Origin of the sequence: Variovorax sp. efr-133-TYG-130 (genome assembly GCF_030208835.1) — a bacterium.
In the GTDB taxonomy this organism is placed as follows: domain Bacteria; phylum Pseudomonadota; class Gammaproteobacteria; order Burkholderiales; family Burkholderiaceae_C; genus Variovorax.
The window spans coordinates 165,270-188,259 of sequence record NZ_JARVTD010000031.1 but is presented as its reverse complement, the minus strand read 5'-3'; the positions used below and the strand labels follow the sequence as shown (position 1 = coordinate 188,259).

General features: G+C 67.5%; 24 protein-coding genes. 23 read left to right on the top strand and 1 reads right to left on the bottom strand.

The genetic code is table 11. The features are described 5' to 3' along the window. Positions 1-108 precede the first annotated feature (108 nt). The 10 genes from QRN67_RS26360 to QRN67_RS26315 all read left to right on the top strand — a co-directional run bounded on the left by QRN67_RS26360 (position 109) and on the right by QRN67_RS26315 (position 11,650). Complete coding sequence (locus QRN67_RS26360; protein ID WP_081269645.1) at positions 109-1,281, top strand: isovaleryl-CoA dehydrogenase; 1,173 nt, start codon at positions 109-111, stop codon at positions 1,279-1,281. Between the two features lie 147 nt (positions 1,282-1,428). Continuing rightward, positions 1,429-3,108 (top strand): AMP-binding protein, encoded by a 1,680-nt coding sequence (locus QRN67_RS26355; RefSeq protein WP_285414235.1) that lies wholly within the window; start codon positions 1,429-1,431, stop codon positions 3,106-3,108. After that, on the top strand, positions 3,105-4,733 hold the full coding sequence (locus tag QRN67_RS26350; protein WP_081269647.1) for a carboxyl transferase domain-containing protein: 1,629 nt from the start codon (positions 3,105-3,107) through the stop codon (positions 4,731-4,733). Before QRN67_RS26355 ends, QRN67_RS26350 begins: the two co-directional genes overlap by 4 nt. A gap of 21 nt (positions 4,734-4,754) precedes the next feature. After that, complete coding sequence (locus QRN67_RS26345; protein ID WP_285414233.1) at positions 4,755-5,621, top strand: alpha/beta hydrolase family protein; 867 nt, start codon at positions 4,755-4,757, stop codon at positions 5,619-5,621. 16 nt (positions 5,622-5,637) lie between these two features. Next, positions 5,638-6,438, top strand: a complete 801-nt coding sequence (locus QRN67_RS26340; RefSeq protein WP_285414232.1) for an enoyl-CoA hydratase/isomerase family protein — start codon at positions 5,638-5,640, stop codon at positions 6,436-6,438. A gap of 5 nt (positions 6,439-6,443) precedes the next feature. Continuing rightward, on the top strand, positions 6,444-6,947 hold the full coding sequence (locus QRN67_RS26335; RefSeq protein ID WP_285414231.1) for an SMI1/KNR4 family protein: 504 nt from the start codon (positions 6,444-6,446) through the stop codon (positions 6,945-6,947). 15 nt (positions 6,948-6,962) lie between these two features. Beyond that, entirely contained in the window at positions 6,963-7,637 is a 675-nt protein-coding gene (locus QRN67_RS26330) for a DUF4126 domain-containing protein (protein ID WP_081269650.1), read from the top strand. Continuing rightward, positions 7,630-9,654, top strand: coding sequence for an acetyl/propionyl/methylcrotonyl-CoA carboxylase subunit alpha (locus QRN67_RS26325; RefSeq protein WP_285414230.1), 2,025 nt, complete (start codon positions 7,630-7,632; stop codon positions 9,652-9,654). Before QRN67_RS26330 ends, QRN67_RS26325 begins: the two co-directional genes overlap by 8 nt. Positions 9,655-9,713: 59 nt before the next feature. After that, complete coding sequence (locus QRN67_RS26320) at positions 9,714-10,679, top strand: DUF4349 domain-containing protein (protein ID WP_285414229.1); 966 nt, start codon at positions 9,714-9,716, stop codon at positions 10,677-10,679. A 41-nt stretch (positions 10,680-10,720) separates the two neighbouring features. Further along, positions 10,721-11,650, top strand: a complete 930-nt coding sequence (locus tag QRN67_RS26315; protein WP_155742593.1) for a hypothetical protein — start codon at positions 10,721-10,723, stop codon at positions 11,648-11,650. Between the two features lie 38 nt (positions 11,651-11,688). Here the strand turns inward: QRN67_RS26315 and QRN67_RS26310 are convergent, their stop codons facing one another. Further along, positions 11,689-12,003: an EthD family reductase gene (locus tag QRN67_RS26310; RefSeq protein WP_081269654.1), complete on the bottom strand. Its 315-nt coding sequence runs from the start codon at positions 12,001-12,003 to the stop codon at positions 11,689-11,691. Positions 12,004-12,088: 85 nt separating this feature from the next. Here QRN67_RS26310 and QRN67_RS26305 point away from each other — a divergent pair, with 85 nt between their 5' ends. From QRN67_RS26305 to QRN67_RS26245, 13 genes are all read left to right on the top strand, one after another. Next, the gene (locus QRN67_RS26305; protein ID WP_285414228.1) at positions 12,089-13,009 is read left to right on the top strand and encodes a 2-hydroxyacid dehydrogenase; all 921 of its coding nucleotides are present in this window, start codon (positions 12,089-12,091) and stop codon (positions 13,007-13,009) included. Between the two features lie 93 nt (positions 13,010-13,102). Further along, the gene (locus QRN67_RS26300) at positions 13,103-13,852 is read left to right on the top strand and encodes an IclR family transcriptional regulator (protein ID WP_285414227.1); all 750 of its coding nucleotides are present in this window, start codon (positions 13,103-13,105) and stop codon (positions 13,850-13,852) included. After that, positions 13,849-14,238 carry a cupin domain-containing protein gene (locus QRN67_RS26295; protein ID WP_198968860.1) on the top strand — a complete coding sequence of 130 codons (390 nt, stop codon included), beginning with the start codon at positions 13,849-13,851 and terminating at the stop codon, positions 14,236-14,238. Before QRN67_RS26300 ends, QRN67_RS26295 begins: the two co-directional genes overlap by 4 nt. Positions 14,239-14,264: 26 nt before the next feature. Continuing rightward, entirely contained in the window at positions 14,265-15,284 is a 1,020-nt protein-coding gene (locus tag QRN67_RS26290; protein ID WP_106936722.1) for a Bug family tripartite tricarboxylate transporter substrate binding protein, read from the top strand. A 52-nt stretch (positions 15,285-15,336) separates the two neighbouring features. Continuing rightward, positions 15,337-16,560: a CaiB/BaiF CoA transferase family protein gene (locus QRN67_RS26285; protein WP_081269658.1), complete on the top strand. Its 1,224-nt coding sequence runs from the start codon at positions 15,337-15,339 to the stop codon at positions 16,558-16,560. Continuing rightward, the gene (locus QRN67_RS26280; RefSeq protein WP_285414226.1) at positions 16,557-17,726 is read left to right on the top strand and encodes an acyl-CoA dehydrogenase family protein; all 1,170 of its coding nucleotides are present in this window, start codon (positions 16,557-16,559) and stop codon (positions 17,724-17,726) included. The genes QRN67_RS26285 and QRN67_RS26280 overlap by 4 nt, the downstream gene beginning before the upstream one ends. 137 nt (positions 17,727-17,863) lie before the next feature. After that, positions 17,864-18,784 (top strand): hydroxymethylglutaryl-CoA lyase, encoded by a 921-nt coding sequence (locus QRN67_RS26275; RefSeq protein WP_285414225.1) that lies wholly within the window; start codon positions 17,864-17,866, stop codon positions 18,782-18,784. A gap of 3 nt (positions 18,785-18,787) precedes the next feature. After that, the gene (gene rhtB / locus QRN67_RS26270) at positions 18,788-19,429 is read left to right on the top strand and encodes a homoserine/homoserine lactone efflux protein (protein ID WP_285414224.1); all 642 of its coding nucleotides are present in this window, start codon (positions 18,788-18,790) and stop codon (positions 19,427-19,429) included. Positions 19,430-19,443: 14 nt separating this feature from the next. Continuing rightward, complete coding sequence (locus tag QRN67_RS26265; RefSeq protein WP_081269662.1) at positions 19,444-19,932, top strand: YbaK/EbsC family protein; 489 nt, start codon at positions 19,444-19,446, stop codon at positions 19,930-19,932. Continuing rightward, positions 19,929-20,186 carry a DUF1289 domain-containing protein gene (locus QRN67_RS26260; protein ID WP_081269663.1) on the top strand — a complete coding sequence of 86 codons (258 nt, stop codon included), beginning with the start codon at positions 19,929-19,931 and terminating at the stop codon, positions 20,184-20,186. The genes QRN67_RS26265 and QRN67_RS26260 overlap by 4 nt, the downstream gene beginning before the upstream one ends. Then, positions 20,183-20,830 (top strand): 2-hydroxychromene-2-carboxylate isomerase, encoded by a 648-nt coding sequence (locus tag QRN67_RS26255; protein WP_285414223.1) that lies wholly within the window; start codon positions 20,183-20,185, stop codon positions 20,828-20,830. The genes QRN67_RS26260 and QRN67_RS26255 overlap by 4 nt, the downstream gene beginning before the upstream one ends. A gap of 182 nt (positions 20,831-21,012) precedes the next feature. Then, positions 21,013-22,707 (top strand): MFS transporter, encoded by a 1,695-nt coding sequence (locus QRN67_RS26250; protein WP_081269665.1) that lies wholly within the window; start codon positions 21,013-21,015, stop codon positions 22,705-22,707. 124 nt (positions 22,708-22,831) lie between these two features. Next, on the top strand, positions 22,832-22,981 hold the full coding sequence (locus tag QRN67_RS26245) for a hypothetical protein (protein WP_199851880.1): 150 nt from the start codon (positions 22,832-22,834) through the stop codon (positions 22,979-22,981). Positions 22,982-22,990: the final 9 nt, after the last annotated feature.

Below are 22,990 nucleotides of genomic sequence, written 5' to 3'. Positions count from 1 at the left end.
ACCATTGTGGCGCCAATTGAGGCGTGCCCAGGCGTAAGCTGCGATCTTTCAAGCGCCATCCAGCGCGGGTAGCACTGCGCGCCGACCCCTTCAGAGGAGACAAGACACATGCACGATCCCGGCCTGAACTTCGACCTGGGCGAGACCATCGACTCGCTGCGCAGCGCGATCCAGGACTTCGCCGCCAACGAGATCGCCCCCCGCGCCGCCGACATCGACCGCGACAACCTGTTCCCGCACGACCTCTGGAAGAAGCTCGGCGACCTCGGCCTGCACGGCATGACGGTGAAGGAAGAGTTCGGCGGAACCGAGCTGGGCTACCTGGCCCACATCGTGGCGATGGAAGAAGTCTCGCGCGCCTCGGCCTCGGTAGGCCTTTCTTACGGCGCGCACTCCAACCTGTGCGTGAACCAGATCCACCGCAACGGCAGCGATGCGCAGAAGAAGAAATACCTGCCCAAGCTGGTGAGCGGCGAACACGTGGGCGCGCTGGCCATGAGCGAGCCCAATGCCGGCTCCGACGTGGTGAGCATGAAGCTCAAGGCCGAGAAGAAGAACGGCTACTACGTGCTCAACGGCGGCAAGATGTGGATCACCAACGGCGGCGACGCCGACACGCTGGTCATCTACGCCAAGACCGAACCCGAGATGGGCGCGCGCGGCATGACGGCCTTCATCGTCGAGAAGGGCTTCAAGGGCTTCTCGGCCGGCAACAAGCTCGACAAGCTCGGCATGCGCGGCTCCAACACCTTCCCGCTTTTCTTCGACAACTGCGAAGTGCCCGAAGAGAACGTGCTGGGCGGCGAAGGCATGGGCGCCAAGGTGCTGATGAGCGGCCTCGACTACGAGCGCGCGGTGCTCTCGGGCGGCCCGCTGGGCATCATGGCCGCCTGCATGGACGCGGTGCTGCCCTTCATTCACGACCGCAAGCAGTTCGGCCAGAGCATCGGCGAGTTCCAGCTGATGCAGGGCAAGCTGGCGGACATGTATTCGACCTGGCAGGCCACGCGTGCCTATGTGTACGCCGTTGGCAAGGCCTGCGACCGCAACGACCATGCGCGCACCTTCCGCAAGGACGCGGCCGGCGCCATCCTGTACTCGGCCGAGAAGGCGACGTGGATGGCCGGCGAGGCGATCCAGGCGCTGGGCGGCGTGGGCTACACGAAGGAGTTCCCGGTGGAGCGGCTGTGGCGCGATGCGAAGCTCTACGAGATCGGCGCGGGCACGAGCGAGATCCGGCGCATGCTGATCGGTCGCGAGCTTTTCGCTGAAACGGCATAGGCTGTTTTTCTCCCTCCCCTTCCGGGGGAGGGCAGGGGTGGGGGCAAGCGGCGTTCGATGAGGCCTGAGGCTGAACAAGCGCCGCTTGCCCCCATCCCAGCCTTCCCCCAGAGGGGGAAGGAGCAAGACAAGGAGACAAGGAAGGAAATGAACATGACTGCAGCACTGACCGAGAGCTACGGCAAGGGCGCCACCGACGTCCCCCTCATCGAACAACCCATCGGCGACTTCTTCGACGACATGGTCGACAGGCAGCCCGACCGCGAAGCGCTCATCAGCCGCCACGAAGGCCAGCGCTTCACCTACCGCGAACTGCAGGCCGAATCCAACAGGCTCGCCAGCGCGCTGCTGGGCCTGGGGCTGAAGACCGGCGACCGCGTCGGCATCTGGTCGCACAACAACGTGCCGTGGGTGCTGATGCAGATCGCCACCGCCAAGGTCGGCCTGATCCTCGTCAACATCAACCCCGCCTACCGCACATCGGAGCTCGAGTACGCGCTCAACAAGGTCGGCTGCAAGGCGCTGGTGACGATGGCGCAGTTCAAGACCAGCGACTACCTGGGCATGCTGCGCGAGCTGGGCCCCGCGCGCCTGCCGCTGCTGCAGCACATCTTCTGGATCGACAGGCCCGGCCAGGGCGACGAACAGCCCGGCATGCGGCGCTTCAGCCAACTGCTCGCCAGCGGCGATGCGGCCGATCCGCGCATCGCGCAGATCCAGAAGACGCTGAAGGCCACCGACCCGATCAACATCCAGTTCACCAGCGGCACCACCGGTTTTCCCAAGGGCGCGACGCTCACGCACCGCAACATCCTGAACAACGGCTTCTTCATCGGCGAATGCATGAAGCTGTCGCCCGTCGACAAGCTGTGCATTCCGGTGCCGCTGTACCACTGCTTCGGCATGGTGCTGGGCAACCTGGCCTGCCTCACGCACGGCTCGGCCATCGTGTACCCGAACGACGGGTTCGATCCGCTCACCGTGCTCGAGACGGTGCAGGCCGAGAAGTGCACCGGCCTGCATGGCGTGCCCACCATGTTCATCGCCGAGCTCGACCATCCGCGCTTCAAGGAGTTCGACCTCTCCACGCTGCGCACCGGCATCATGGCAGGCTCGCCGTGCCCCATCGAGGTGATGAAGCGCGTGGTCAGCCAGATGCATCTGAGCGAGATCACCATCGCCTACGGCATGACCGAGACCAGCCCCGTGAGCTGCCAGAGCAGCACCGACACGCCGCTGGACCGCCGCGTGTCCACCGTGGGCACGGTGCAGCCGCACCTCGAGGTGAAGATCGTCGACCCCGAGACCGGCGCGATCATGCCGCCCGGACAGTCGGGCGAGCTGTGCACGCGCGGCTACTCGGTGATGCACGGCTACTGGGACGACGAGCCCAGGACGCGCGAAGCCATCGACCCCGAACACTGGATGCACACCGGCGACCTCGCCACCATGGACGCCGAGGGCTACGTCAACATCGTCGGGCGCATCAAGGACCTGGTGATCCGCGGCGGCGAGAACATCTACCCGCGCGAGATCGAGGAGTTCCTCTACCGCCACCCCAAGGTGCAGGACGTCCAGGTGGTCGGCCTGCCCGACAGGAACTACGGCGAAGAGCTGTGCGCGTGGATCATCGTCAAGCCCGGCCAGAGCGCCACCGACGAGGAGATCCGCGACTTCTGCAAGGGCCAGATCGCGCACTACAAGGTGCCCAGGTACATCCATTTCGTTACCGAATTCCCGATGACCGTCACCGGCAAGATCCAGAAATTCAAGATCCGCGAAGCCATGACAGAGCAACTCGGCCTCAGCCAAGAAAAAACCGCATGAGCAAACTCGAAACCAAACTGAACGCCCGCTCGGCCGACTTCCAGGCCAATGCAGCCGCCATGCGCGCGCTGGTCGACGACTTGCGCCAGCAGTTCGCCAAAGTGGAGCAGGGCGGCGGCGAGGCCGCGCGCGCCAAGCACACCGCGCGCGGCAAGCTGCTGCCGCGCGACCGCGTGGCGGAACTGCTCGACCCGGGCACGCCCTTCCTCGAAATCGCGCCGCTGGCCGCGCATGCGATGTACCTCGACGCCAAGGGGGCCGAGTCGGCACCGGGCGCGGGCATCATCGCGGGCATCGGCCGGGTGAACGGCGTCGACTGCATGATCGTCTGCAACGACGCCACGGTGAAGGGCGGCACCTACTACCCGATGACGGTGAAGAAGCACCTGCGCGCGCAAGAAATCGCCGAGCAGAACCGCCTGCCCTGCATCTATCTGGTCGACTCGGGCGGCGCCAACCTGCCGAACCAGGACGAGGTGTTTCCCGACCGCGACCACTTCGGCCGCATCTTCTACAACCAGGCCAACATGAGCGCCCAGGGCATCCCGCAGATCGCGGTGGTCATGGGCTCATGCACGGCCGGCGGCGCGTATGTGCCGGCCATGAGCGACGAGTCGATCATCGTGAAGAACCAGGGCACCATCTTCCTGGGCGGCCCGCCGCTGGTAAAGGCGGCCACGGGCGAAGTGGTCACGGCCGAAGACCTGGGCGGCGGCGACGTGCACACGCGCCTGTCGGGCGTGGTCGACCACCTCGCGCAGAACGACCTGCATGCGCTGGCGCTTGCGCGCACGGCGGTGGCCAACCTCAATGCGAAGAATGCGGGCGCCGAGGCTGCGGACGGCAAGGCGGTGCGCGCCCCCGAGTTCCCGCGCGAGGAGCTGTACGGCGTGATCCCCACCGACACGCGCAAGCCCTTCGACGTGCGGGAGATCATCGCGCGCATCGTCGACGGCAGTGAGTTCCACGAGTTCAAGGCGCGCTTCGGTGCCACGCTGGTCTGCGGCTTTGCGGAGATCGAGGGGATGCCGGTGGGCATCATCGCGAACAACGGCATCTTGTTCAGCGAGTCGGCGCAGAAGGGCGCGCACTTCATCGAGCTGTGCTGCCACCGCAAGATCCCGCTGGTGTTCCTGCAGAACATCACCGGCTTCATGGTGGGCCGCAAGTACGAGAACGAAGGCATCGCGCGCCACGGCGCCAAGATGGTGACGGCCGTGGCCACCGCCAACGTGCCCAAGTTCACCATCATCATCGGCGGCAGCTTCGGCGCCGGCAACTACGGCATGTGCGGCCGCGCATACAGCCCTCGCTTCCTCTGGATGTGGCCCAACGCGCGCATCAGCGTGATGGGCGGCGAGCAGGCCGCGAGCGTGCTGGCCACCGTGAAGCGCGACGGCATCGAGCTCAAGGGCGGCAGCTGGAGCAAGGAAGAGGAAGAGGCCTTCAAGGCGCCTATCCGCCAGCAGTACGAGGACCAGGGCCACCCCTACTACGCCACCGCGCGTCTGTGGGACGACGGCATCATCGATCCGGCGGACACGCGCCGCGTGCTGGCACTGGGCCTGGCGGCCGCGCGCAACGCGCCGGTGCCCGAGCCGAAGTTCGGCATCTTCCGGATGTAAGAGGCGCCCGAGGAATCCTTCATGACGTTGCGCAAGCTCGCGTTCATTGCCACCGCACTGTTGTGCTGCGCGCTCGGCGCGCAGGCCCAGGACGTGGCGCGCCGCGACGTCGAGATTCCGATGACCGTCAAGGGCTTCTTCGGCGAGTCGCACGTCAAGCTCGCGGCCACCGAATACAAGCCCGAGGGCGACGGGCCGTTTCCGGTGCTGGTGATCAACCACGGCACGCCGCGTTCGCCTTCCGACTTCGCGAAGATGCAGGACCGCTATGCACGGCAGGCCCAGATGTTCGCGCGCCACGGCTTCCTGGTCATCAACCCGATGCGCCGCGGCTACGGCAAGTCCGACGGGCCGTGGGCCGAGAACTACTTCAGCTGCAGCAACCCCGACTACGTGCGCGCCGGCCTGGAGAGCGCCAAGGACATCGGCGCCGCGCTCGACTACGCCCGCGCGCTGCCGTATGCCGACGCGCAGCGCATCGTGCTGCTGGGCAAGTCGGCCGGCGGCTTCGGCGTGCTGGCACTGTCGAGCCTGAACCCGGCCGGCGTGATCGGCACCATCAATTTCGCGGGCGGACGCGGCTCGCGCGGACCGGACGACGTGTGCAACGAGGCCGGCCTGGTGGACGCCTTCGGCCGCTATGCCTCGACCACGAAGGTGCCGATGCTGTGGGTCTATTCGCAGAACGACCATTTCTTCGGCCCCGCATTGGCGAGCCGGCTGCTGGACGCCTACAAGGCCAGGGGCGTGGACGTGCGCTTCGAGGCCGTGCCGCCCTACGGCGACGACGGCCACGCCTTCTTCGAAGGGCGGGACAACGCGGCCATCTGGGTGCCGATGGTGGATCAGTTCCTTGCGAAGCTGGGGTTGCCACAGCGCCTTCAATGAACAAACGACAAGAGACATGAGCGAATACACCAAACTGCAACTGCGCATCGACGGCGCCATCGCCCGCATCTGGCTCGACCAGCCCGACGCGCGCAACGCCTTCGACGACGTCGTCATCGCCGAGCTGACGCAGGCCTTCACCGAGGCCGGCGCATTGCCGCAGGTCAAGGCCATCGTGCTCGGCGCCAACGGCCCGGCCTTCTGCGCGGGCGCGAACCTCAACTGGATGCGCCGCATGGCCGACTACACGCGCGACGAGAACATCGCCGACGCGGGCAAGCTGGCCGCCATGCTGCGCACGATTGCCGAGTGCCCCAAGCCCACCATCGCGCGCGTGCAGGGCGACGTGTACGCGGGCGGCATGGGGCTGGTCGCCGCATGCGACATGGCGGTGAGCGTGGACACCGCCTGGTACTGCCTGAGCGAGGTGAAGATCGGCCTGGTGCCCGCGACCATCAGCCCGTATGTGCTGCGCGCGATGGGCACGCGTGCCTCGCAGCGCTACTTCCTCACGGCCGAGCGCTTCACCGCCGCCGAGGCGCACCGCATCGGCTTCGTGCATGAAGTGGTGGCCGCCGACGCGCTCGATGCCAAGGTGGACGAACTGCTGAAGGCGCTGACCGGCGCCAGCCCTGCGGCCGTGCGCGCCTGCAAGCAGCTGATCGCCGACGTGGACGGCCGAGAGATCGACGATGCGCTGATCGCGAAGACCGTCGAGGGCATCGCCGACATCCGCGCGAGCGACGAAGGCCGCGAGGGCGTGCAGGCCTTCCTGCAGAAGCGCAAGCCCTCGTGGCTGGAAACGGGCAAGGCCTGAGCACCATGGCGCACGACGCACTCGTCGAACGCATGGATGCGTGGCTGGCCGCGCATCGCGCGGACTACCACGCGGTGCTGCAGCCCGGCGTGAGCGATGCCGGCCTCGACGCATTCGAAGCGAAGTTCTCGCTGCAGCTGCCGGAGGCTTTTCGTGCGCTCTACCGCTGGCGCAACGGCCAGCCGGACAGCAGCTTCGACAGCCTGCAGGGCAACCGCATGTTCAGCGCGCTCGAGGACATCGCCGACACCAAGGAGATGCTCGACGACATGATCGGCACCGACTTCGAAGACCCCGCCACCTGGCGGCGCGGCTGGGTGCCGTTTCTGTCGAACGGCGGCGGCAGCTACCTGTGCGTCGACATCGATGCCGAGGGCGGCGGGCAGCCGGGGCAGCTCGTCGCCTTCTGGAAAGCCGACGAAGACCGCCCCGTCGAACATGCGTCGGTCGAGGCATGGCTCGCGGACCTCGTGGCTTCCATGGAAGCCGGCACCATCGAATTCGACTGATAGAGAGCCGCCGCCATGAACACCAGCCTCGACATGCCCCAGCTCATCGCACTGGCAGCCGCCATCGGCTGGGCCAGCGGCGTGCGGCTCTACCTGGTCGTGCTGCTGACGGGCATCGTCGGCTACTTCGGCTGGGTTCCGCTACCCAGCGGCCTGCAGTTGCTGGCGCACCCGGTGGTCATCGCGGCCAGCGGCTTCATGGTGTTCATCGAATTCTTCGCCGACAAGATTCCCGGCCTCGATTCGCTGTGGGACGTGGTGCACACCGCCATCCGCATCCCGGCCGGTGCCGCGCTCGCTGCCAGCGTGTTCGGCACCGACCACGGCGTGATGGCCATCGTCGCGGCGCTGCTGGGCGGCGGCTTCGCTGCCACGGCGCACGCGGCCAAGGCCACCACGCGCGCGGCCATCAACACCTCGCCCGAGCCGTTCTCGAACGTGGGCGCCTCGCTGGTCGAGGACTCCATGGTGCCTGCCGGGCTGTGGCTGGCGGTGGCGCACCCTTTCGTCTTTCTCGTGCTGTTCGTGCTGGTGCTTGTGCTGAGCGTGTGGCTCATCCGCAAGAGCTGGCGTTTCCTCAAGGCGCTGTTCGCCCGCGTGGCCCGCATCTTCAGCGGCCGACCCGATCCGGGCGTGGTGCCCGCGTTTCAACTGAAAAAGAATCCTCCGGGAGACACTCCGAATGTTTAAGAAGATCCTCATTGCGAACCGTGGCGAGATCGCCTGCCGCGTCGCGGCAACTGCGCGCCGCATGGCCATTCGCACGGTCGCCGTGTATTCCGATGCCGACGCGCATGCCAACCACGTGCGTGCCTGCGACGAGTCGGTGCACCTCGGCGGCAGCGCCCCTAAAGACAGCTACCTGCGCTGGGAGAAGATCCTCGAGGCCGCCAAGGCCACGGGCGCCGAGGCGGTGCACCCGGGCTACGGCTTCCTGAGCGAGAACGAAGAGTTCGCGCAGGCCTGCGCCGACGCCGGCCTGGTCTTCATCGGCCCGCCGCCCTCGGCCATCAAGGCCATGGGACTGAAGGCCGAATCGAAGCAACTGATGGAGAAAGCCGGCGTGCCGCTGGTGCCCGGCTACCACGGCCACGACCAGGACCCGCAACTGCTGCAGCGCGAGGCCGACCGCATCGGCTACCCGGTGCTCATCAAGGCGAGCGCGGGCGGCGGCGGCAAGGGCATGCGCGCGGTCGACAAGGCGGAGGACTTCGCTGCCGCGCTCGCATCGTGCCAGCGCGAAGCCATCAACAGCTTCGGCGACGACGCGGTGCTGATCGAGAAATACGTGCAGCGCCCGCGCCACATCGAGATCCAGGTGTTCGGCGACACGCACGGCAACTACGTCTACCTGTTCGAGCGCGACTGCTCGGTGCAGCGCCGCCACCAGAAGGTGCTGGAAGAAGCGCCCGCGCCCGGCATGACCGAGGCCATGCGCAAGCAGATGGGCGATGCCGCCGTGGCGGCCGCGCGCGCCGTGAATTACGTGGGCGCCGGAACCGTTGAGTTCATCGTCGAGCAGCGCGAAGGCGGGGAGATGAACTTCTTCTTCATGGAGATGAATACGCGCCTGCAGGTCGAGCACCCTGTGACCGAAGCCATCACCGGCCTCGACCTCGTCGAATGGCAACTGCGCGTGGCCTCGGGCGAGGCATTGCCCGCCAAGCAGGCCGACCTGAAGATCCACGGCCACGCCATCGAGGCGCGCATCTGCGCCGAGAACCCCGACAACAACTTCCTGCCCGCCACCGGCACCCTGCGTGTGTACCGCAAGCCTCAGGCGATGGCGTTCCAACGCATGGCACTGACCGGCGCGAGCGCCGGGGTGCGCATCGACGATGGCGTGCGCGAGGGCGGCGAGATCTCGCCGTTCTACGACTCGATGATCGCCAAGCTCATCGTGCACGGCGCCACGCGCGACGAAGCACTGGCGCGGCTCGACGCCGCGCTGGCGCAGGTGCAGATCGTGGGCGTGCAGACCAACGTGCAGTTCCTGCGCGGCATCCTAGCGACCGAATCGTTCTCCAGGGCCAACCTCGACACCGCGCTGATCGAGCGCGAGCGCGCGGTGCTGTTCGACCGCGAGACGCTGGGCCTGCCGCTGGCCGCCGCCGCCGCCATCACGCGAACGCTGGTCACCGAATGGCCCGGCAAGATGCCCGACCCCTTTGCCCGCCGCGACGGCTGGCGCTCGCTGGGCGAATACCGGCGTCATTTCGACTTCGAGTTCCGCGGTGCGGAGCAGGCCGCCGTGCTCACCTACAAGCGCGACGGCGGCCTGTGGCTGGAAGCCGGCGGCACCGAGGGTCCGCTGGTGATCGGCCAGTTCCCGTCGGGCGAATTCGAGGTCGAGTTCGCCGGCATGCGCCAGACGCTCGACGTGCATCTCGACGGCGCCACGGCCCACGTCTTCGCATCGAAGGGCGCGACGAAGATCACCACCATCGACCGCCTCGCCCACGCTGGCGACGCCCAGGCCGAAGGCGGCCGGCTCACCGCGCCCATGCCGGGCAAGGTGGTGTCGTTCGCCGTCAAGGCCGGCGACAAGGTCAGCCGCGGCCAGCCGCTCGCGGTGATGGAAGCGATGAAAATGGAGCACACCATCGCGGCACCCGCCGACGGCACCGTGGAGGAACTGATGTTCGCCCCCGGCGAGCAGGTGGCCGAAGGCGACGAATTGTTGCGAATGGCCGCCGCAACGGTTTAACCCCGTTCCGGGCGCTGGCCCGTATCAGCTGCGGTAGTCATTCTTTCAAAGGGATTTTCATGACCGCTCGCAGGCCCTTCGCTTCTTTCTTCTTCGCCCGCCATCGCTCGGGGCTCGCCCTGCTGGCCTTGGCTGCCGCCCTGTCGCTGGCCGGCTGCGGCCGCAACAACGGGCATGACGACTCGCTCGCCCGGCCGGCGCCTCCGCCCGCACCCATGCAGGCCGCCGCCGGCTACGGCGGTGGCGTGGCGATGAAGGAGTCGCGCTCGCGCATGGCCGACACGGCCGCGGAGCCGTCGGCGGCCGAGGCGTCGTCGGCGCAGGATTCGCCGCTGCAGCGCTTCCTCGCCGTGCGGCAGGACTTGAACGTCGAGGTGCCGGCGGAGCAACTGGCCGACGCATGGGGCAAGGTGCGCGACCTGTGCGGCACGCTCAAGTGCGAGCTGCTGTCGTCCTCGCTGCTGAGAGAGACGCCGCAGCAGCCCGGCAACGCCATGCTCGAGATGCGCGTGGAGCCCGCCGATGTCGAGAAGCTGCTCGGCGGCCTGGCCGGCGTGGCGAACGTGGTTTCGCACACCACCACCAGCGAGGACAAGACCGCCGAAGTGATCGACGTCGAGGCCCGCATCAAGAACCGCACCGAGTTCCGCGACAGCCTGCGCGTCATGCTGCGCGACACCGTCACCAAACGCACCATGGCCGACCTGCTGGCGATCCAGCGCACGCTGTCGGACACCCAGGCCGAGCTCGACGCCATCGCCACGCAGCGCAAGGTGCTGGCGCAGGAAACCAGCAAGCAGCACATCCAGATCCAGTTCACGCCCAAGCGCGCGCTGGTGAGCAACGGCGACGGCTACAGCCCGATGCGGCAGGCGCTGCGCAACGCGGGCTCGGTGCTGGCGGAGAGCGTGGGCGCGCTCATCACCTTCATCGCGGCGGTGCTGCCGTGGCTGGTGCTGGTGGTGCTGCCGCTGGGGTGGCTGGTGCGGGTGCTGTGGCGCCGCCGGCGGATCAAGGTGGCGTGAGAGACTGGCGCCCTGGAAGTTGGCGACGACGAGAGGGGTGCATGGGACGATTTCGAAAGTTTCTCGCAGGTCTTGGCATTGGCAAGGCGACGGATGAGGAGACCGGCTTGGGCGATGCCGAGTCTGGGACGATGCCGTCAACGGGCTTGTCGAAGGGCGGGTCGACAGCGGCTCCGCCCGAAGAGATCGAACCGCACTTCGATCCGACGCCGGATCTGCCACAGCCCTTCGGCTACAAGGTCAACTGGTTCGCCGTTCGGGCATCCAGCCCCGAGGTCGTGCTCGAGGCGCTTGGCCTTCATGCGAAGGCGCCGGCCAACTGGGCCTCCGGCATGGCGGCGGCATACCGATGGTCGGCTTCTGACGACGCCGCGAAATGGGTCTTCGCATCTCCAGTGACCGATGGGTGGGTTCTTCTGGTGGGTACTTCCTTGCCGTATCCCATCAACACCGAAGATGGTGACCATTGCGGAATCGGACGGGCCTTCGACGTGATCTTTGAACGTCTGAAGAGCCGGTTCGAAGAGGTGCAGTTCTTCGGAAGCTATCGTGTCGTCGGATTCGTTGCTTGGGCGCGTGCAGTGCGCGGCGCGTCGGAACGGGTCTTCGGCTATGGAGATGGCGGCGTCTACGCAAACATCGGCAGGCAATCGCCGGAGGAGGCGACGCTGGGGTTCCCTCGGCTCGACGGCCTGTCCGTGTCGGACGCCACAGATCGGATCTTTGAGCTCGCCGGGGCAGAGAGCGCGCGGCAGGATGCCCTCGTGGCGTCGGGTGTGCCGCCGCGCGAGTCCATTGTCCAAGCCCGGCAAGGCAAAGCCAGTGCCATCCCTGGCGAAGAGCATGTAGCGGCGCTTGCGCGCCTCTGGAGCGTGGACCCCACGCAACTGGGCGATCCTGCTCGGGCGCATGACCCCGGCATCGGGCTGGTTGCTCGTATTCCCAAAGACTTGATGCGGGTGCCGACTTGAAGACCGACACGCCACGCGCATGGCTGGCCTGACTCGCGTCAGCCCACCACCACTTCGCTGATCTGCATCACCGGCGCGATGTCGGTGTAGTTCTTCACGTCGCCCATGATCTCCTTCATGTGCGGGCCGAAGGCCTTCTGGAAGGCTTCGACGGATTCGCTGAACACGTGGCACATGCCGACGTAGGTGGGCGCGGAGCCCGGTGCGCCGCCGGCCAGGCCTTTGTCGATGGTGTACGAGAGGCAGGCGTCGCCCATGCGGGCCTTGAGCAGCGGCATGTGCTTGTCGCGGTAGTAGTCGTGGTCGAACCGCGCGCCGGGGGTGTGGGGGTACATCACGCTGACTTTGATCATGGGTGTCTGTCTCCTGATGAAGTTGGGCGTTCGAGCATAGCCATCCGTGCGCGCCGCGTCAGCGGCTTCACTAAGATTCGGGCCCATGCGAATCACCGTCTACCTCACCGACAACCGCCCAGACCCCTGGATCGAAGGCCTCAAGGCCGAACTCCCCGATGCCGTCATCGAGCCCTGGAAGCCCGGCGCGCCGCAGGCCGACCATGCCGTGGTGTGGGCGCCGCCGCAGGAGCTCATCGACGAGCAGCCGAAGCTGCGCGGCATCTTCAACATCGGCGCGGGCGTCGATGCGCTGCTCAAGCTCAAGGTGCCGGCGCACACGCGCATCGTGCGGCTCGACGACGCGGGCATGTCGGTGCAGATGGCCGAGTACGTGTGCCACACGCTCATTCGCCACTTCCGCGAGTTCGACGCCTACGAGGCCGATGCGCGCGAGGGCAAGTGGAGCTATCGCAAGCCGAAGCTGCGGCGCGACTTCCCGGTCGGCATCATGGGCCTGGGCGTGCTCGGCGAGCGCGTGGTCAGGGCCGTGGCGCAGTTCGAATTCCCGGTGCTAGGCTGGAGCCGCTCGCCGAAGGACATCGACGGCGTGCAGGTGTTCAGCGGCGAGGCGCAGTTCGACGAGTTCCTGTCGTCCACGCGCGTGCTGGTCAACCTGCTGCCGCTGACCGAGGCCACGCGCGGCATCCTCAACCGCAAGACGCTCGGCAGGCTCAAGCCCGGGGGCTACCTGATCAGCATCGCGCGCGGCGGCCACCTGGTGGAAGACGACCTGATCCCGATGCTCGATGCAGGCGAGCTCGCGGGCGCCACGCTCGACGTGTTCCAGGTCGAGCCGCTGCCCTCGGACCATGCCTTCTGGCGCCATCCGAAGATCACCGTGACGCCGCACGGCTCGGCGCGCACGCTGCGCGAGGAGTCGATCGCCCAGATCGCCGGGAAGATCCGCGCGATGGAGCAGGGCCTGCCGATCGCCGGCGTGGTCGATCCGGCGCGCGGCTACTGAAGGCGGGCGCCACCGCTTCCGGCGCTGGCGCAATTCGGCGCGGGCAGGGGAAACCCTGAAGCGCGAGTTTTTCACAAGCATGAAAATCTTTTCATGACTGTGAAAACTGCGTTTCGAGTGATCGAGATCGTCGAGCTGTTCGCGCGGGAGAAGCAGCCGCTGGCGCTTTCGGAAATGGCACGGCTGCTCGACATGCCGGTGTCCAGCTGCCTGGGGCTGATCCGTACCCTCGAAGAGCAGGGCTACATGTATGAAACCGGCCGCCGCCAGGGCTACTACCCGACCGGCCGGCTGCTGGCGATGGCGCAGGTCATCGCCGCCCACGACCCGGTGCTCGACCGGGTGAAAGCCACGCTGGAAGAACTGCGCGACGCGGCGCGCGAGACGGTGGTCTTCGGAAAATTCCGCGACGCGGGCCAGGTGGTGTACCTGGAGGTGCTGAGCGCACCGCAAGCCATCCGCTATTCCGCCGAGTCGGGTGAAACGCGCCCGGCCTATGCCAACTCGCTGGGCCGCGCGCTGCTGTCCACGCTCGAACCCGAGGCGCGCCGCAAGATGCTGGACGGCATGGCGCTCGCGCCGCTGACCGAAGCCACGCGCACCACCGCCGAAGCCATCGAAGCCGAGCTGCAGCGCGGCGCCGCGCGCGGCTGGTACGGCAACCTCGGCGAAAGCATTCCCGACCTGATCGGCCTGGCCTGGCCGCTGCGCATCGGCGGCGAGGCCTACGCCATCTCGGTCGCGGGCCCGCGCTACCGCATGGAGCCGCGCATCGAAGACATCGCCGCGATGCTGCGCTCCGCCTGCCTCGCCATCGAACCCAAGACCGAGAACCCCCGATGACCACCTCCACAGCCCGCTACTTCGTCCGGGAAGCCGACATCGCCGGCTACCACCCCGCCAACCACACCGGCACGCTGAACAAGCGGCTGATCGGCCCCGAGACGGTGGGCGCGAAGCAGCTCGAGGTGCTGGTCGGCCACATCCAGAAGGGCAAGGGCGCGCTGCCGCATGCGCACCCTGGCATCGAGCAGGTCTGCTACATGCTCGAAGGCCGCGCGGTCGCCGAGGTGGGCGGACAGCGGCAGGAGCTGCACCCTGGAGACAGCTGCTTTTTCCCGGCCGACGCGATGCACACCTTCACGGTGGTGAGCGACGAGCCGGTGCGCGTGCTGGTGATCTACAGCCCGCCGTACGAGGAATCGCCGGAGCGCGTGATCCGGCCCTGAAGCGACAACAACCCGGAGACAAGCAAATGCAGACAACGAAGAACGCGACCGAGAAATCGGTCGTGGTGGCAAGCCGCCGCCGTTTCATTTCCATCGGTGCCGCCACGGGCCTGGCCAGTGCGGCGCCCTGGGCCTTCGCCCAGGACGGCGGCTACCCGAAGCAGCCGATACGCATCGTCGTGCCCTTCGCGGCCGGCAGCGGCACCGACGCTGTGGCCCGCATCGCCGGGCAGATGCTCGGCGATGCGCTCAAGGGCTCGGTCATCGTCGACAACAGGGCGGGCGCAAACGGCGTCATCGCGGCCGAGTACGTCGCCAAGGCGGCGCCCGATGGCTACACCCTGTTCATGACCACCAACACCACGCACTCGGCCAACCCGAGCCTGATGAAGTCGCTGCCCTACGACCCGGTGAAAGACTTCGCGCCCGTCAGCCGCATGGGCAACCTGCCGTTCATGCTGGTGGTGAACAACGACCTGCCCGTGAAGAGCGTGGCCGAGCTGCTGGCCTGGGGCCGCGCGCATCCCGGCAAGCTGACTTACGCGAGCGGCAACAGCACCGGCATCGTGAGCGGCGCCACGCTGTCGCGCATGAGCGGCGTGCCGATGCTGCACGTGCCCTACAAGAGCACGCCGCCCGCGATTGCCGACCTGATCGGCGGGCAGGTGTCGATGATGGTGGTCGACCTCGCCGCGGGGCTGGCAACGGTGAAGGCCGGCAAGATGCGCGCGATTGCCGTCACCACGCAGGAGCGCACCAAGCTCTTTCCCGAGCTGCCGCCGCTGGCCGACACGCCGGAGCTGAAAGGCTTCGACATCACCTCGTGGAACGGCGTGTTCGCACCGGCCGGCACGCCGCGCGACATTGTGCTGAAGCTCAACAAGGTGCTGTCGGACATGGCGAACGGAGCGGTCTTCCGCGAGCGCGTGGCGAAGCTGGGCTTCGATGCCTTCGGCAGCACGCCGGAGGAGCTGGGGGCGTTCACGGTATCTGAATTGGCGAAGTGGAAGAAGCTGATCCAGGCCGCCGGCATTCAACCCGAATGAGCGAACTGAATTTCTCCCTCGCCCCAGAGGGGGAAGGAGCCAACGCAAAGACATGAGTACATCCGGACCTCTCCAAGGCATCCGCATCCTCGACCTCACGGCCGTGGTGATGGGCCCTTACGCCACCCAGACGCTCGGCGACCTCGGCGCCGACATCGTCAAGGTCGAGCCGCCCGGCGGCGACAACCTGCGCGCCGTGGGTCCGATGCGCCATGCGGGCATGGGCGCGATGGCGATGCACCTCAACCGCAACAAGCGCTCCATCGTGCTCGACCTCAAGCAGCCCGAGGGCCGCGAGGCCTGCTTGAAGCTGGCGGCGGGCTGCGATGCGCTGATCTACAACACGCGACCGCAGGCGATGGCGCGACTGGGGCTCGGCTACGAAGCCGTGGCGGCGGCCAACCCCAAGATCGTCTACCTCGGCGCCTTCGGCTACGGCGAGCAGGGTCCCTACGCGGGCAAGCCCGCGTACGACGACCTGATTCAAGGCGCGGCCGGCATCGCCTCGCTGTTCGCGCAGCAAAGCGGCGGCGAGCCGCGCTACGCGCCCGTCACGCTGGCCGACCGCGCCGTGGGTCTGCAGGCGGCCATCGCATTGCTGGCCGCCGTGCTGCATGCGCAGCGCACCGGCAAGGGCCAGGCGGTGGAGGTGCCGATGTTCGAGGCGCTCTCGCAGTTCGTCATGGGTGATCACCTCGGCGGCCACAGCTTCGAGCCGCCGCTCGGCCCCACCGGCTACGCGCGCCTGCTCGCGCCGCACCGCAAGCCCTATGCGACCTCGGACGGGCACCTCAGCGTGCTGATCTACAACGACAAGCACTGGCAGGCCTTCTTCGACGTGATCGGCCGGCCCGAGCTGCGCGACTCGCCCATGTTCGGCACGCACACCGCGCGCGCCGCGAACATCGGCGCCGTGTACGCCTTCGTTGCCGAGGTGATGGCCACGCGCACCAGCGACGAATGGTTCGCCGCGCTGGCGGCGGCCGACATTCCGGTCGCGCGCCTGCACAGCACCGACAGCCTGCTCGACGACCCGCACCTGCGTGCCGTGGGCTTCTATCCCGAGTTCGACCATCCGAGCGAAGGGCGCATCCGCACCCTCGCGCCGGTCGGCCGCTACAGCGCCACGCCCACCGCCATACGCCGCCTTGCGCCGCGCATCGGCGAGCAGAGCGTGGAGCTGCTGCGCGAGGCGGGCTACGACGACGAGAGCATCGAAGCCATGCTGGCGCGCGGCGTCACGCTGCAACCGGAACCAACGAAAGACAGCGAATGAATTTTTCCCTGAACGATGACCAGCGCTCGCTGGTCGCGGCCATCGATCGCCTGTGCGAAGACTTCCCCGCCGATTACTGGCGCGACCATGACGACCGCGCCGTGTTCCCGCACGAGTTCCACCGCGCCGTGGCCGAGAGCGGCTGGCTCGGCATCGCCATGCCCGAGGCACAGGGCGGCGCGGGCCTCGGCATCACCGAGGCGGCGCTGATGATGCGTGCCATCAGTGCGTCGGGCGCGGGCATGTCGGGCGCGTCGTCGGTGCACATGAACATCTTCGGGCTCAACCCGGTGGTGGTGTTCGGCACAGAGGAACAGCGCCAGCGCTTCCTGCCGCCGCTCATCGCCGGCACCGAGAAGGCCTGCTTCGCCGTGACCGAGCCCGACGCGGGGCTCGACACCACCAGCCTCAAGACGCAGGCGGTGCGCCAGCCCGATGGCGGCTACCTGCTGCACGGCCGCAAGATCTGGATCTCGACCGCGCAGGTGGCCGACCGCATGCTGATCCTCACGCGCACCACGCCGCTCGACCAGGTGAAGAAGCCCACGCAGGGCCTCACGCTCTTCTACACGCCGCTGGACCGCAGCAAGGTCGAGGTGCGCGAGATCCACAAGCTCGGCCGCGCGGCGGTGGACTCCAACATGCTCTTCATCGACGGGCTCGCGGTGCCAGAGGCAGACCGCATCGGCGAGGAGGGCAGGGGCTTCGAATACATCCTGCACGGGCTCAACCCCGAGCGCATCCTCATCGCGGCGGAAGCCATCGGCATCGGCCGCGCGGCGTTGCGCATCGCCTCGCAGTACGCGCAGGAGCGGGTCGTGTTCGGCCGGCCCATCGGCCAGAACCAGGGCGTGGCGCATCCGCTGGCGCGTGCCTGGGCCAACCTGGAGGCGGCCGACCTGATGATGCTCAAGGCCGCCACGCTGTACGACGCGGGAGAGCCCTGCGGCGTCGAGGCCAACGCCGCCAAGTACCTCGCGGCCGAGGCTGCGCACGACGCCTGCCAGAACGCGGTGCTCACGCTCGGCGGCATGGGCTATGCCAAGGAATACCACGTGGAGCGGCTGCTGCGCGAGAGCTACATACCGCGCATCGCGCCGGTGAGCCCGCAGATGATCCTGAACTTCATCGCCGAGAAGGCGCTGGGGCTGCCCAAGTCGTACTGAGCCGCGCGGCTGGCACCATTTGCAACCCCGCAGGCAGGCATTGCTACCTTCCGCGACTCGTGCGGCGAGCAGGGCATTTGCAGGTGTCGGACAATCGCAGGCGGTCTTCCATCCTCCCGCGATACAAGAGACATCCCATGAAACTCCCCGCCCAAGTCAAGATCGTCGACGTCGGCCCGCGCGACGGCCTGCAGAACGAAAAGCAGCCGGTCTCGGCCGAAGTGAAGATCGGCCTCGTGCACCGCCTGCAGGACGCGGGCCTGAAGGAGATCGAGGTCACCAGCTTCGTGTCGCCCAAGTGGGTGCCGCAGATGGCCGACAACGCCGAGGTGATGCACGGCATCCGCCGCCAGCCCGGCGTGCGCTACTCGGTGCTCACGCCGAACATGAAGGGCTTCGAGGCCGCCATTGCCGCGCCGCGCGAAGAATGGCCCGACGAGATCGTGGTGTTCGGCGCCGCCAGCGAAGCCTTCAGCCAGAAGAACATCAACTGCTCGATCGCCGAGAGCATCGAGCGCTTCGCGCCCGTGGTGGCCGCTGCGCTCGAGAAGGGCATTCGCGTGCGCGGCGCCATGTCGTGCACCGTGGGCTGCCCCTATGAGGGCGAGATCGCGCCGGCCAAGGTCGGCTATCTCGCGCAGCTCATGAAGGGCATCGGCGTGCAGCGCGTGGACGTGGCCGACACCATCGGCGTGGGCACGCCGCGCAAGGTGCAGGCGGCCATGGAAGCCACGCTGGCGCACTTCGATGTCGACGCCGTTTCAGGGCACTTCCACGACACCTACGGGCAGGCGCTGGTCAACACGCTGGCGGCGCTCGAACTGGGCGTGTGGAACTTCCAGTCGTCCTCGGCCGGCCTGGGCGGCTGTCCCTACGCCAAGGGCGCGACGGGCAACGTGGCGACCGAGGACGTGGTCTACATGCTGCACGGCATGGGCATCGAGACCGGCATCGACCTCGACCGGCTGATCGACGCGGGCGTGTACATCAGCGAGGCACTGGGCCGCGAGCCGAACTCGCGCGCGTCCAAGGCCATCCGCACCAAGCGGGCGGGTTGAAGCATGGACCTGAATGTCTGGCTCGCATTCCTGGTGGCGAGTTGCGTCATCGCGGTGTCGCCCGGTTCGGGCGCCGTGCTCAGCATGAGCCACGGCCTCAGCTACGGCGTGCGGCGCACCACCGCGACCATCGTCGGCCTGCAGCTGGGGCTGGCGGTGATCCTGCTGGTGGCCGGCCTCGGCGTGGGCGCGGTGCTCACCGCCTCGGCCACCGCTTTCACGGTGATCAAGGTGGTTGGCGCGTGCTATCTGCTGTGGCTGGGCTGGCGCCAGTGGCGCGCGCCCGTGGCGCCGGCGGCGAGTGCAGACGGCGGCGAGGCCGCGCGCGAGCCCGACCTCACGGCGCCGCAGCGCGTGCTGCGCGGCTTTCTCACCAACGTGACCAACCCCAAGGGCATCGTCTTCATGGCCGCGGTGCTGCCGCAGTTCATCCAGCCAACGCGCCCGCTGTGGCTGCAGCTGCTGGTGCTGCTGGCCACGACGGTGATGGTCGACGTGACCGTGATGCACGGCTACGCCTGGCTGGCCGCGCGGCTGCAGGGCGTGCTGCGCAGCGTGCGTGCCCGGCGCGCGCAGAACCGCGTCTTCGGCGGCGTGCTCATGAGCATGGGCGCCTTCCTGTTCCTCTTCAAGCGAAGCGCCTGATAGATTCGAATCCCATGTGCGGCTCCGAACTCCACTCCCTCCCCGAAGGCGTCCAGCGCGTTTCCCGCGTGCTGCAGGACGCCGGCCATCCCCATTCGCCACGCATGCTCGATGACGCCTGCCGCACCGCGCAGCAGGCGGCCGACGCGCTCGGCATTTCCGTCGGCCAGATCGCCAAGAGCATCATCTTCCGCCGCAAGAGCGACGAGGCGGCGGTGCTGGTCATCACCTCCGGCGACAAGCGCGTGGACGAGAAGAAGGTCGATGCGCTGATCGGCAAGACCGGCCGTGCCGACGCCGACTTCGTGAAGGCGCGCACCGGCTTCACCATCGGCGGGGTGTCGCCCGTGGGCCACCTGACCAAGCCGGTGGTGCTGATCGACCGCGAGCTGTTCCGCTTCGAGGAAATCTGGGCCGCGGCAGGCCACCCGCATGCGGTGTTCCAGCTGCGCCCGCAAGACCTCGAGAAGCTCACCGGCGCGCCGGTGGCGGACGTGGTGTGAATTTCGGCGAGGCGCAGACGCTGGCCGAGCGCGCCGTGGCCGTGCAGGCCATGGCCGAAGACGTGCCCTCGCCCTGCTCGTCGGTGTGCCGCATGGACCGCCTGAGCGGCTTCTGCGAAGGCTGCCTGCGCACCATTCCCGAAATCGCGGGGTGGAGCAAGATGGAAGACGAGACCCGGCGCCATGTGTGGCGCGCGATAGAGTTGCGGGCGCTCGCCGGCATCTGGCGCGCCCCAGGAGACCACGCCGCATGAAGCACATCGACTTCTATCTCGACTTCATCTCGCCCTACGCGCACCTTGCGTTCGAGCACCTGCCGGAGGCGCTCGAAGGGCTGAGCTACAGCGTGGCCTACAAGCCGGTGCTGCTGGGGGCGCTGCTCAAGCAGCACGGCCAGCTCGGCCCGGCGGAGATTCCGTCCAAGCGCAGCTGGACCTACCGCCACGTGCTCTGGCTGGGCCACGCGCACGGCATCCCGATCGAGATGCCCGCCTCGCATCCCTACAACCCGCTGGCGCACCTGCGGCTCGCGCTGTCGACCGGCGACGACGGCACCATCAGCCGGCTCGTGGCGGAGACCGTCTTCCGCCATGTGTGGCGCGGCGGCGAGGAAGCGGGCGACCCGGCCCGCCTTGCCGCGCTCACCGCGCAGCTCGAGCCCCTGCGCGACGCGAACAGCGACGAGAGCAAGGCCCTGCTCAAGCGCAACACCGAAGAGGCGCTGCAGCTGGGCGTGTTCGGCACGCCGGCCTACGTGGTCGACGGGCGCCTGTTCTGGGGCTTCGACGGGCTCGCCATGCTGCGCGCCTACTTGAGCGGCGACGCATGGTTCGACGGCCCGCAATGGACCGCCGCCGACCAGCGCCCGTCCCTGCTGCGCAGCGGCAAGCAGGGCTGAGGACAAACCCGAGCAAGGGTCCGATTTCTTACAAGCTGAAACGCACGGCGCGGGTTTCACCCTAATCCGTAAGCGTCGATTCAGTTTCGCGAAAGCCTCGGGTCAGTCGCGCCTCCAAGAATGCCCCACGGTCCCCGGAATCGGTGGAACCGCATGGACGCATACACACAGGAGACGACCAAATGGCAGCCACACTAGATTCGCGGGGAGTGCCGCATCCGGCCCCCCGGCCCATGTCAGCGGAGGAGAAGAAGGTCATCTTCGCCTCGTCGCTCGGCACCGTGTTCGAGTGGTACGACTTCTATCTCTACGGCTCGCTGGCCGCGATCATCGCCAAGCAGTTCTTCAGCGGCCTCGATGCGGGTGCGGCCTTCATCTTCGCGCTGCTGGCGTTCGCGGCCGGCTTCCTGGTGCGTCCGTTCGGCGCCATCGTGTTCGGCCGCCTGGGCGACATGATCGGGCGCAAGTACACCTTCCTGGTCACGATCCTGATCATGGGCCTGTCGACCTTCATCGTCGGCCTGCTGCCCAGCTACGCGACCATCGGCGTCGCGGCGCCGGTGATCCTGATCGCGCTGCGCATGCTGCAGGGCCTGGCGCTCGGCGGCGAGTACGGCGGTGCCGCCACCTACGTGGCCGAGCACTCGCCGCACGGCAAGCGCGGCGCCTACACCTCGTGGATCCAGACGACGGCCACGCTCGGCCTGTTCCTGAGCCTGCTGGTGATTTTGGGCGTGCGAGAAGGCCTGGGCGAAGCGGTGTTCAACGACTGGGGCTGGCGCATTCCGTTCCTGGTGTCGATCCTGCTGCTGGGCATCTCGGTGTGGATCCGCCTGACGCTGTCGGAGTCGCCCGCCTTCCAGAAGATGAAGGCGGAGGGCAAGACCTCGAAGGCGCCGCTGGCCGAGTCCTTCGGCCAGTGGAAGAACCTGAAGATCGTGATCCTGGCGCTGGTGGGCCTGACGGCCGGCCAGGCAGTGGTCTGGTATTCGGGCCAGTTCTACGCGCTGTTCTTCCTGACGGCACAGCTGAAGGTCGACGCGACCACGGCCAACCTGATGATCGCCGCGGCACTGCTGCTGGGCACGCCCTTCTTCGTGATCTTCGGTACGCTGTCCGACAAGATCGGCCGCAAGCCGATCATCATGGCCGGCTGCCTGCTGGCCGTGGTCACCTACTTCCCGGTCTTCAAGATGCTGACCGAAGCCGCCAACCCCGACCTGGCCCGCGCACAGGCCACCGCCGGCGTGACGGTGACGGCCGACCCGGCGACCTGCTCGTTCCAGGGCAACCCGGTGGCCCGCGAGATCGACTTCAAGAGCTCGTGCGACATCGCCAAGCGCTACCTGGTGCAGAACTCGGTGAGCTATGAGAACGTGGCAGGCGCGCCGGGCTCCAAGGCCGTGGTGAAGATCGGCGACAAGACCGTCGAGGCGCCCATCGGCAACGTGGTGAACCTCAAGTTCGACGAGAACTCCGCCAAGGAAATCGCCGCCTTCAAGAAGGGCGTGGCCGAAGACCTGAAGGTCGCGGGCTACCCGTCCAAGGCCGACCCCGCGAAGATGAACAAGGTGCTGACGGTGCTGTTGCTGTTCTGGCTGGTGCTGCTGGTGACGATGGTCTACGGCCCGATCGCCGCGATGCTGGTCGAGATGTTCCCCACGCGCATCCGCTACACCTCGATGAGCCTGCCGTACCACATCGGCAACGGCTGGTTCGGCGGCCTGCTGCCGACCACCGCCTTCGCCATCGTGGCTTCGACCGGCAACATGTACAACGGCCTCTGGTACCCGATCATCATCGCGGGCATCACGCTGGTGATCGGCACGCTGTTCATCCGCGAGACCAAGGACGTGGACATCTACGCCAACGACTGAGTCCGCCGCAAGCAGGAGGGCGCAACGCCCTCCGTTCAACAAAGAGGCTTCATGCCACCCCGCATGAAGCCTTTTTCTTGAGCCCTTTCCCTTCATCCCCCCAGTTTTTCAGGAGACCAGACCCATGTGGAAGATCGTCGTCGGCTTCATCGCTTTTGCCGCACTTGCCCTGTTCGTGATTTCCAAGGCCGGCGACAAGGTCGACATGTCTGGCGAAAAGCACGGCGGCGACACGACCACGCACGAAGCCGCGCCGGCCGCCGCGCCGAAGTAGCCTCGCCTG

Excerpts from the sequence above, each read along its gene's own strand:
- QRN67_RS26360 (WP_081269645.1), top strand. The coding sequence starts at position 109 with ATGCACGATCCCGGCCTGAACTTCGACCTGGGCGAGACCATCGACTCG.
- QRN67_RS26355 (WP_285414235.1), top strand. The coding sequence starts at position 1,429 with ATGAACATGACTGCAGCACTGACCGAGAGCTACGGCAAGGGCGCCACC.
- QRN67_RS26350 (WP_081269647.1), top strand. The coding sequence starts at position 3,105 with ATGAGCAAACTCGAAACCAAACTGAACGCCCGCTCGGCCGACTTCCAG.
- QRN67_RS26345 (WP_285414233.1), top strand. The coding sequence starts at position 4,755 with ATGACGTTGCGCAAGCTCGCGTTCATTGCCACCGCACTGTTGTGCTGC.
- QRN67_RS26340 (WP_285414232.1), top strand. The coding sequence starts at position 5,638 with ATGAGCGAATACACCAAACTGCAACTGCGCATCGACGGCGCCATCGCC.
- QRN67_RS26335 (WP_285414231.1), top strand. The coding sequence starts at position 6,444 with ATGGCGCACGACGCACTCGTCGAACGCATGGATGCGTGGCTGGCCGCG.
- QRN67_RS26330 (WP_081269650.1), top strand. The coding sequence starts at position 6,963 with ATGAACACCAGCCTCGACATGCCCCAGCTCATCGCACTGGCAGCCGCC.
- QRN67_RS26325 (WP_285414230.1), top strand. The coding sequence starts at position 7,630 with ATGTTTAAGAAGATCCTCATTGCGAACCGTGGCGAGATCGCCTGCCGC.
- QRN67_RS26320 (WP_285414229.1), top strand. The coding sequence starts at position 9,714 with ATGACCGCTCGCAGGCCCTTCGCTTCTTTCTTCTTCGCCCGCCATCGC.
- QRN67_RS26315 (WP_155742593.1), top strand. The coding sequence starts at position 10,721 with ATGGGACGATTTCGAAAGTTTCTCGCAGGTCTTGGCATTGGCAAGGCG.
- QRN67_RS26310 (WP_081269654.1), bottom strand. The coding sequence starts at position 12,003 with ATGATCAAAGTCAGCGTGATGTACCCCCACACCCCCGGCGCGCGGTTC.
- QRN67_RS26305 (WP_285414228.1), top strand. The coding sequence starts at position 12,089 with ATGCGAATCACCGTCTACCTCACCGACAACCGCCCAGACCCCTGGATC.
- QRN67_RS26300 (WP_285414227.1), top strand. The coding sequence starts at position 13,103 with ATGACTGTGAAAACTGCGTTTCGAGTGATCGAGATCGTCGAGCTGTTC.
- QRN67_RS26295 (WP_198968860.1), top strand. The coding sequence starts at position 13,849 with ATGACCACCTCCACAGCCCGCTACTTCGTCCGGGAAGCCGACATCGCC.
- QRN67_RS26290 (WP_106936722.1), top strand. The coding sequence starts at position 14,265 with ATGCAGACAACGAAGAACGCGACCGAGAAATCGGTCGTGGTGGCAAGC.
- QRN67_RS26285 (WP_081269658.1), top strand. The coding sequence starts at position 15,337 with ATGAGTACATCCGGACCTCTCCAAGGCATCCGCATCCTCGACCTCACG.
- QRN67_RS26280 (WP_285414226.1), top strand. The coding sequence starts at position 16,557 with ATGAATTTTTCCCTGAACGATGACCAGCGCTCGCTGGTCGCGGCCATC.
- QRN67_RS26275 (WP_285414225.1), top strand. The coding sequence starts at position 17,864 with ATGAAACTCCCCGCCCAAGTCAAGATCGTCGACGTCGGCCCGCGCGAC.
- rhtB (WP_285414224.1), top strand. The coding sequence starts at position 18,788 with ATGGACCTGAATGTCTGGCTCGCATTCCTGGTGGCGAGTTGCGTCATC.
- QRN67_RS26265 (WP_081269662.1), top strand. The coding sequence starts at position 19,444 with ATGTGCGGCTCCGAACTCCACTCCCTCCCCGAAGGCGTCCAGCGCGTT.
- QRN67_RS26255 (WP_285414223.1), top strand. The coding sequence starts at position 20,183 with ATGAAGCACATCGACTTCTATCTCGACTTCATCTCGCCCTACGCGCAC.
- QRN67_RS26250 (WP_081269665.1), top strand. The coding sequence starts at position 21,013 with ATGGCAGCCACACTAGATTCGCGGGGAGTGCCGCATCCGGCCCCCCGG.
- QRN67_RS26245 (WP_199851880.1), top strand. The coding sequence starts at position 22,832 with ATGTGGAAGATCGTCGTCGGCTTCATCGCTTTTGCCGCACTTGCCCTG.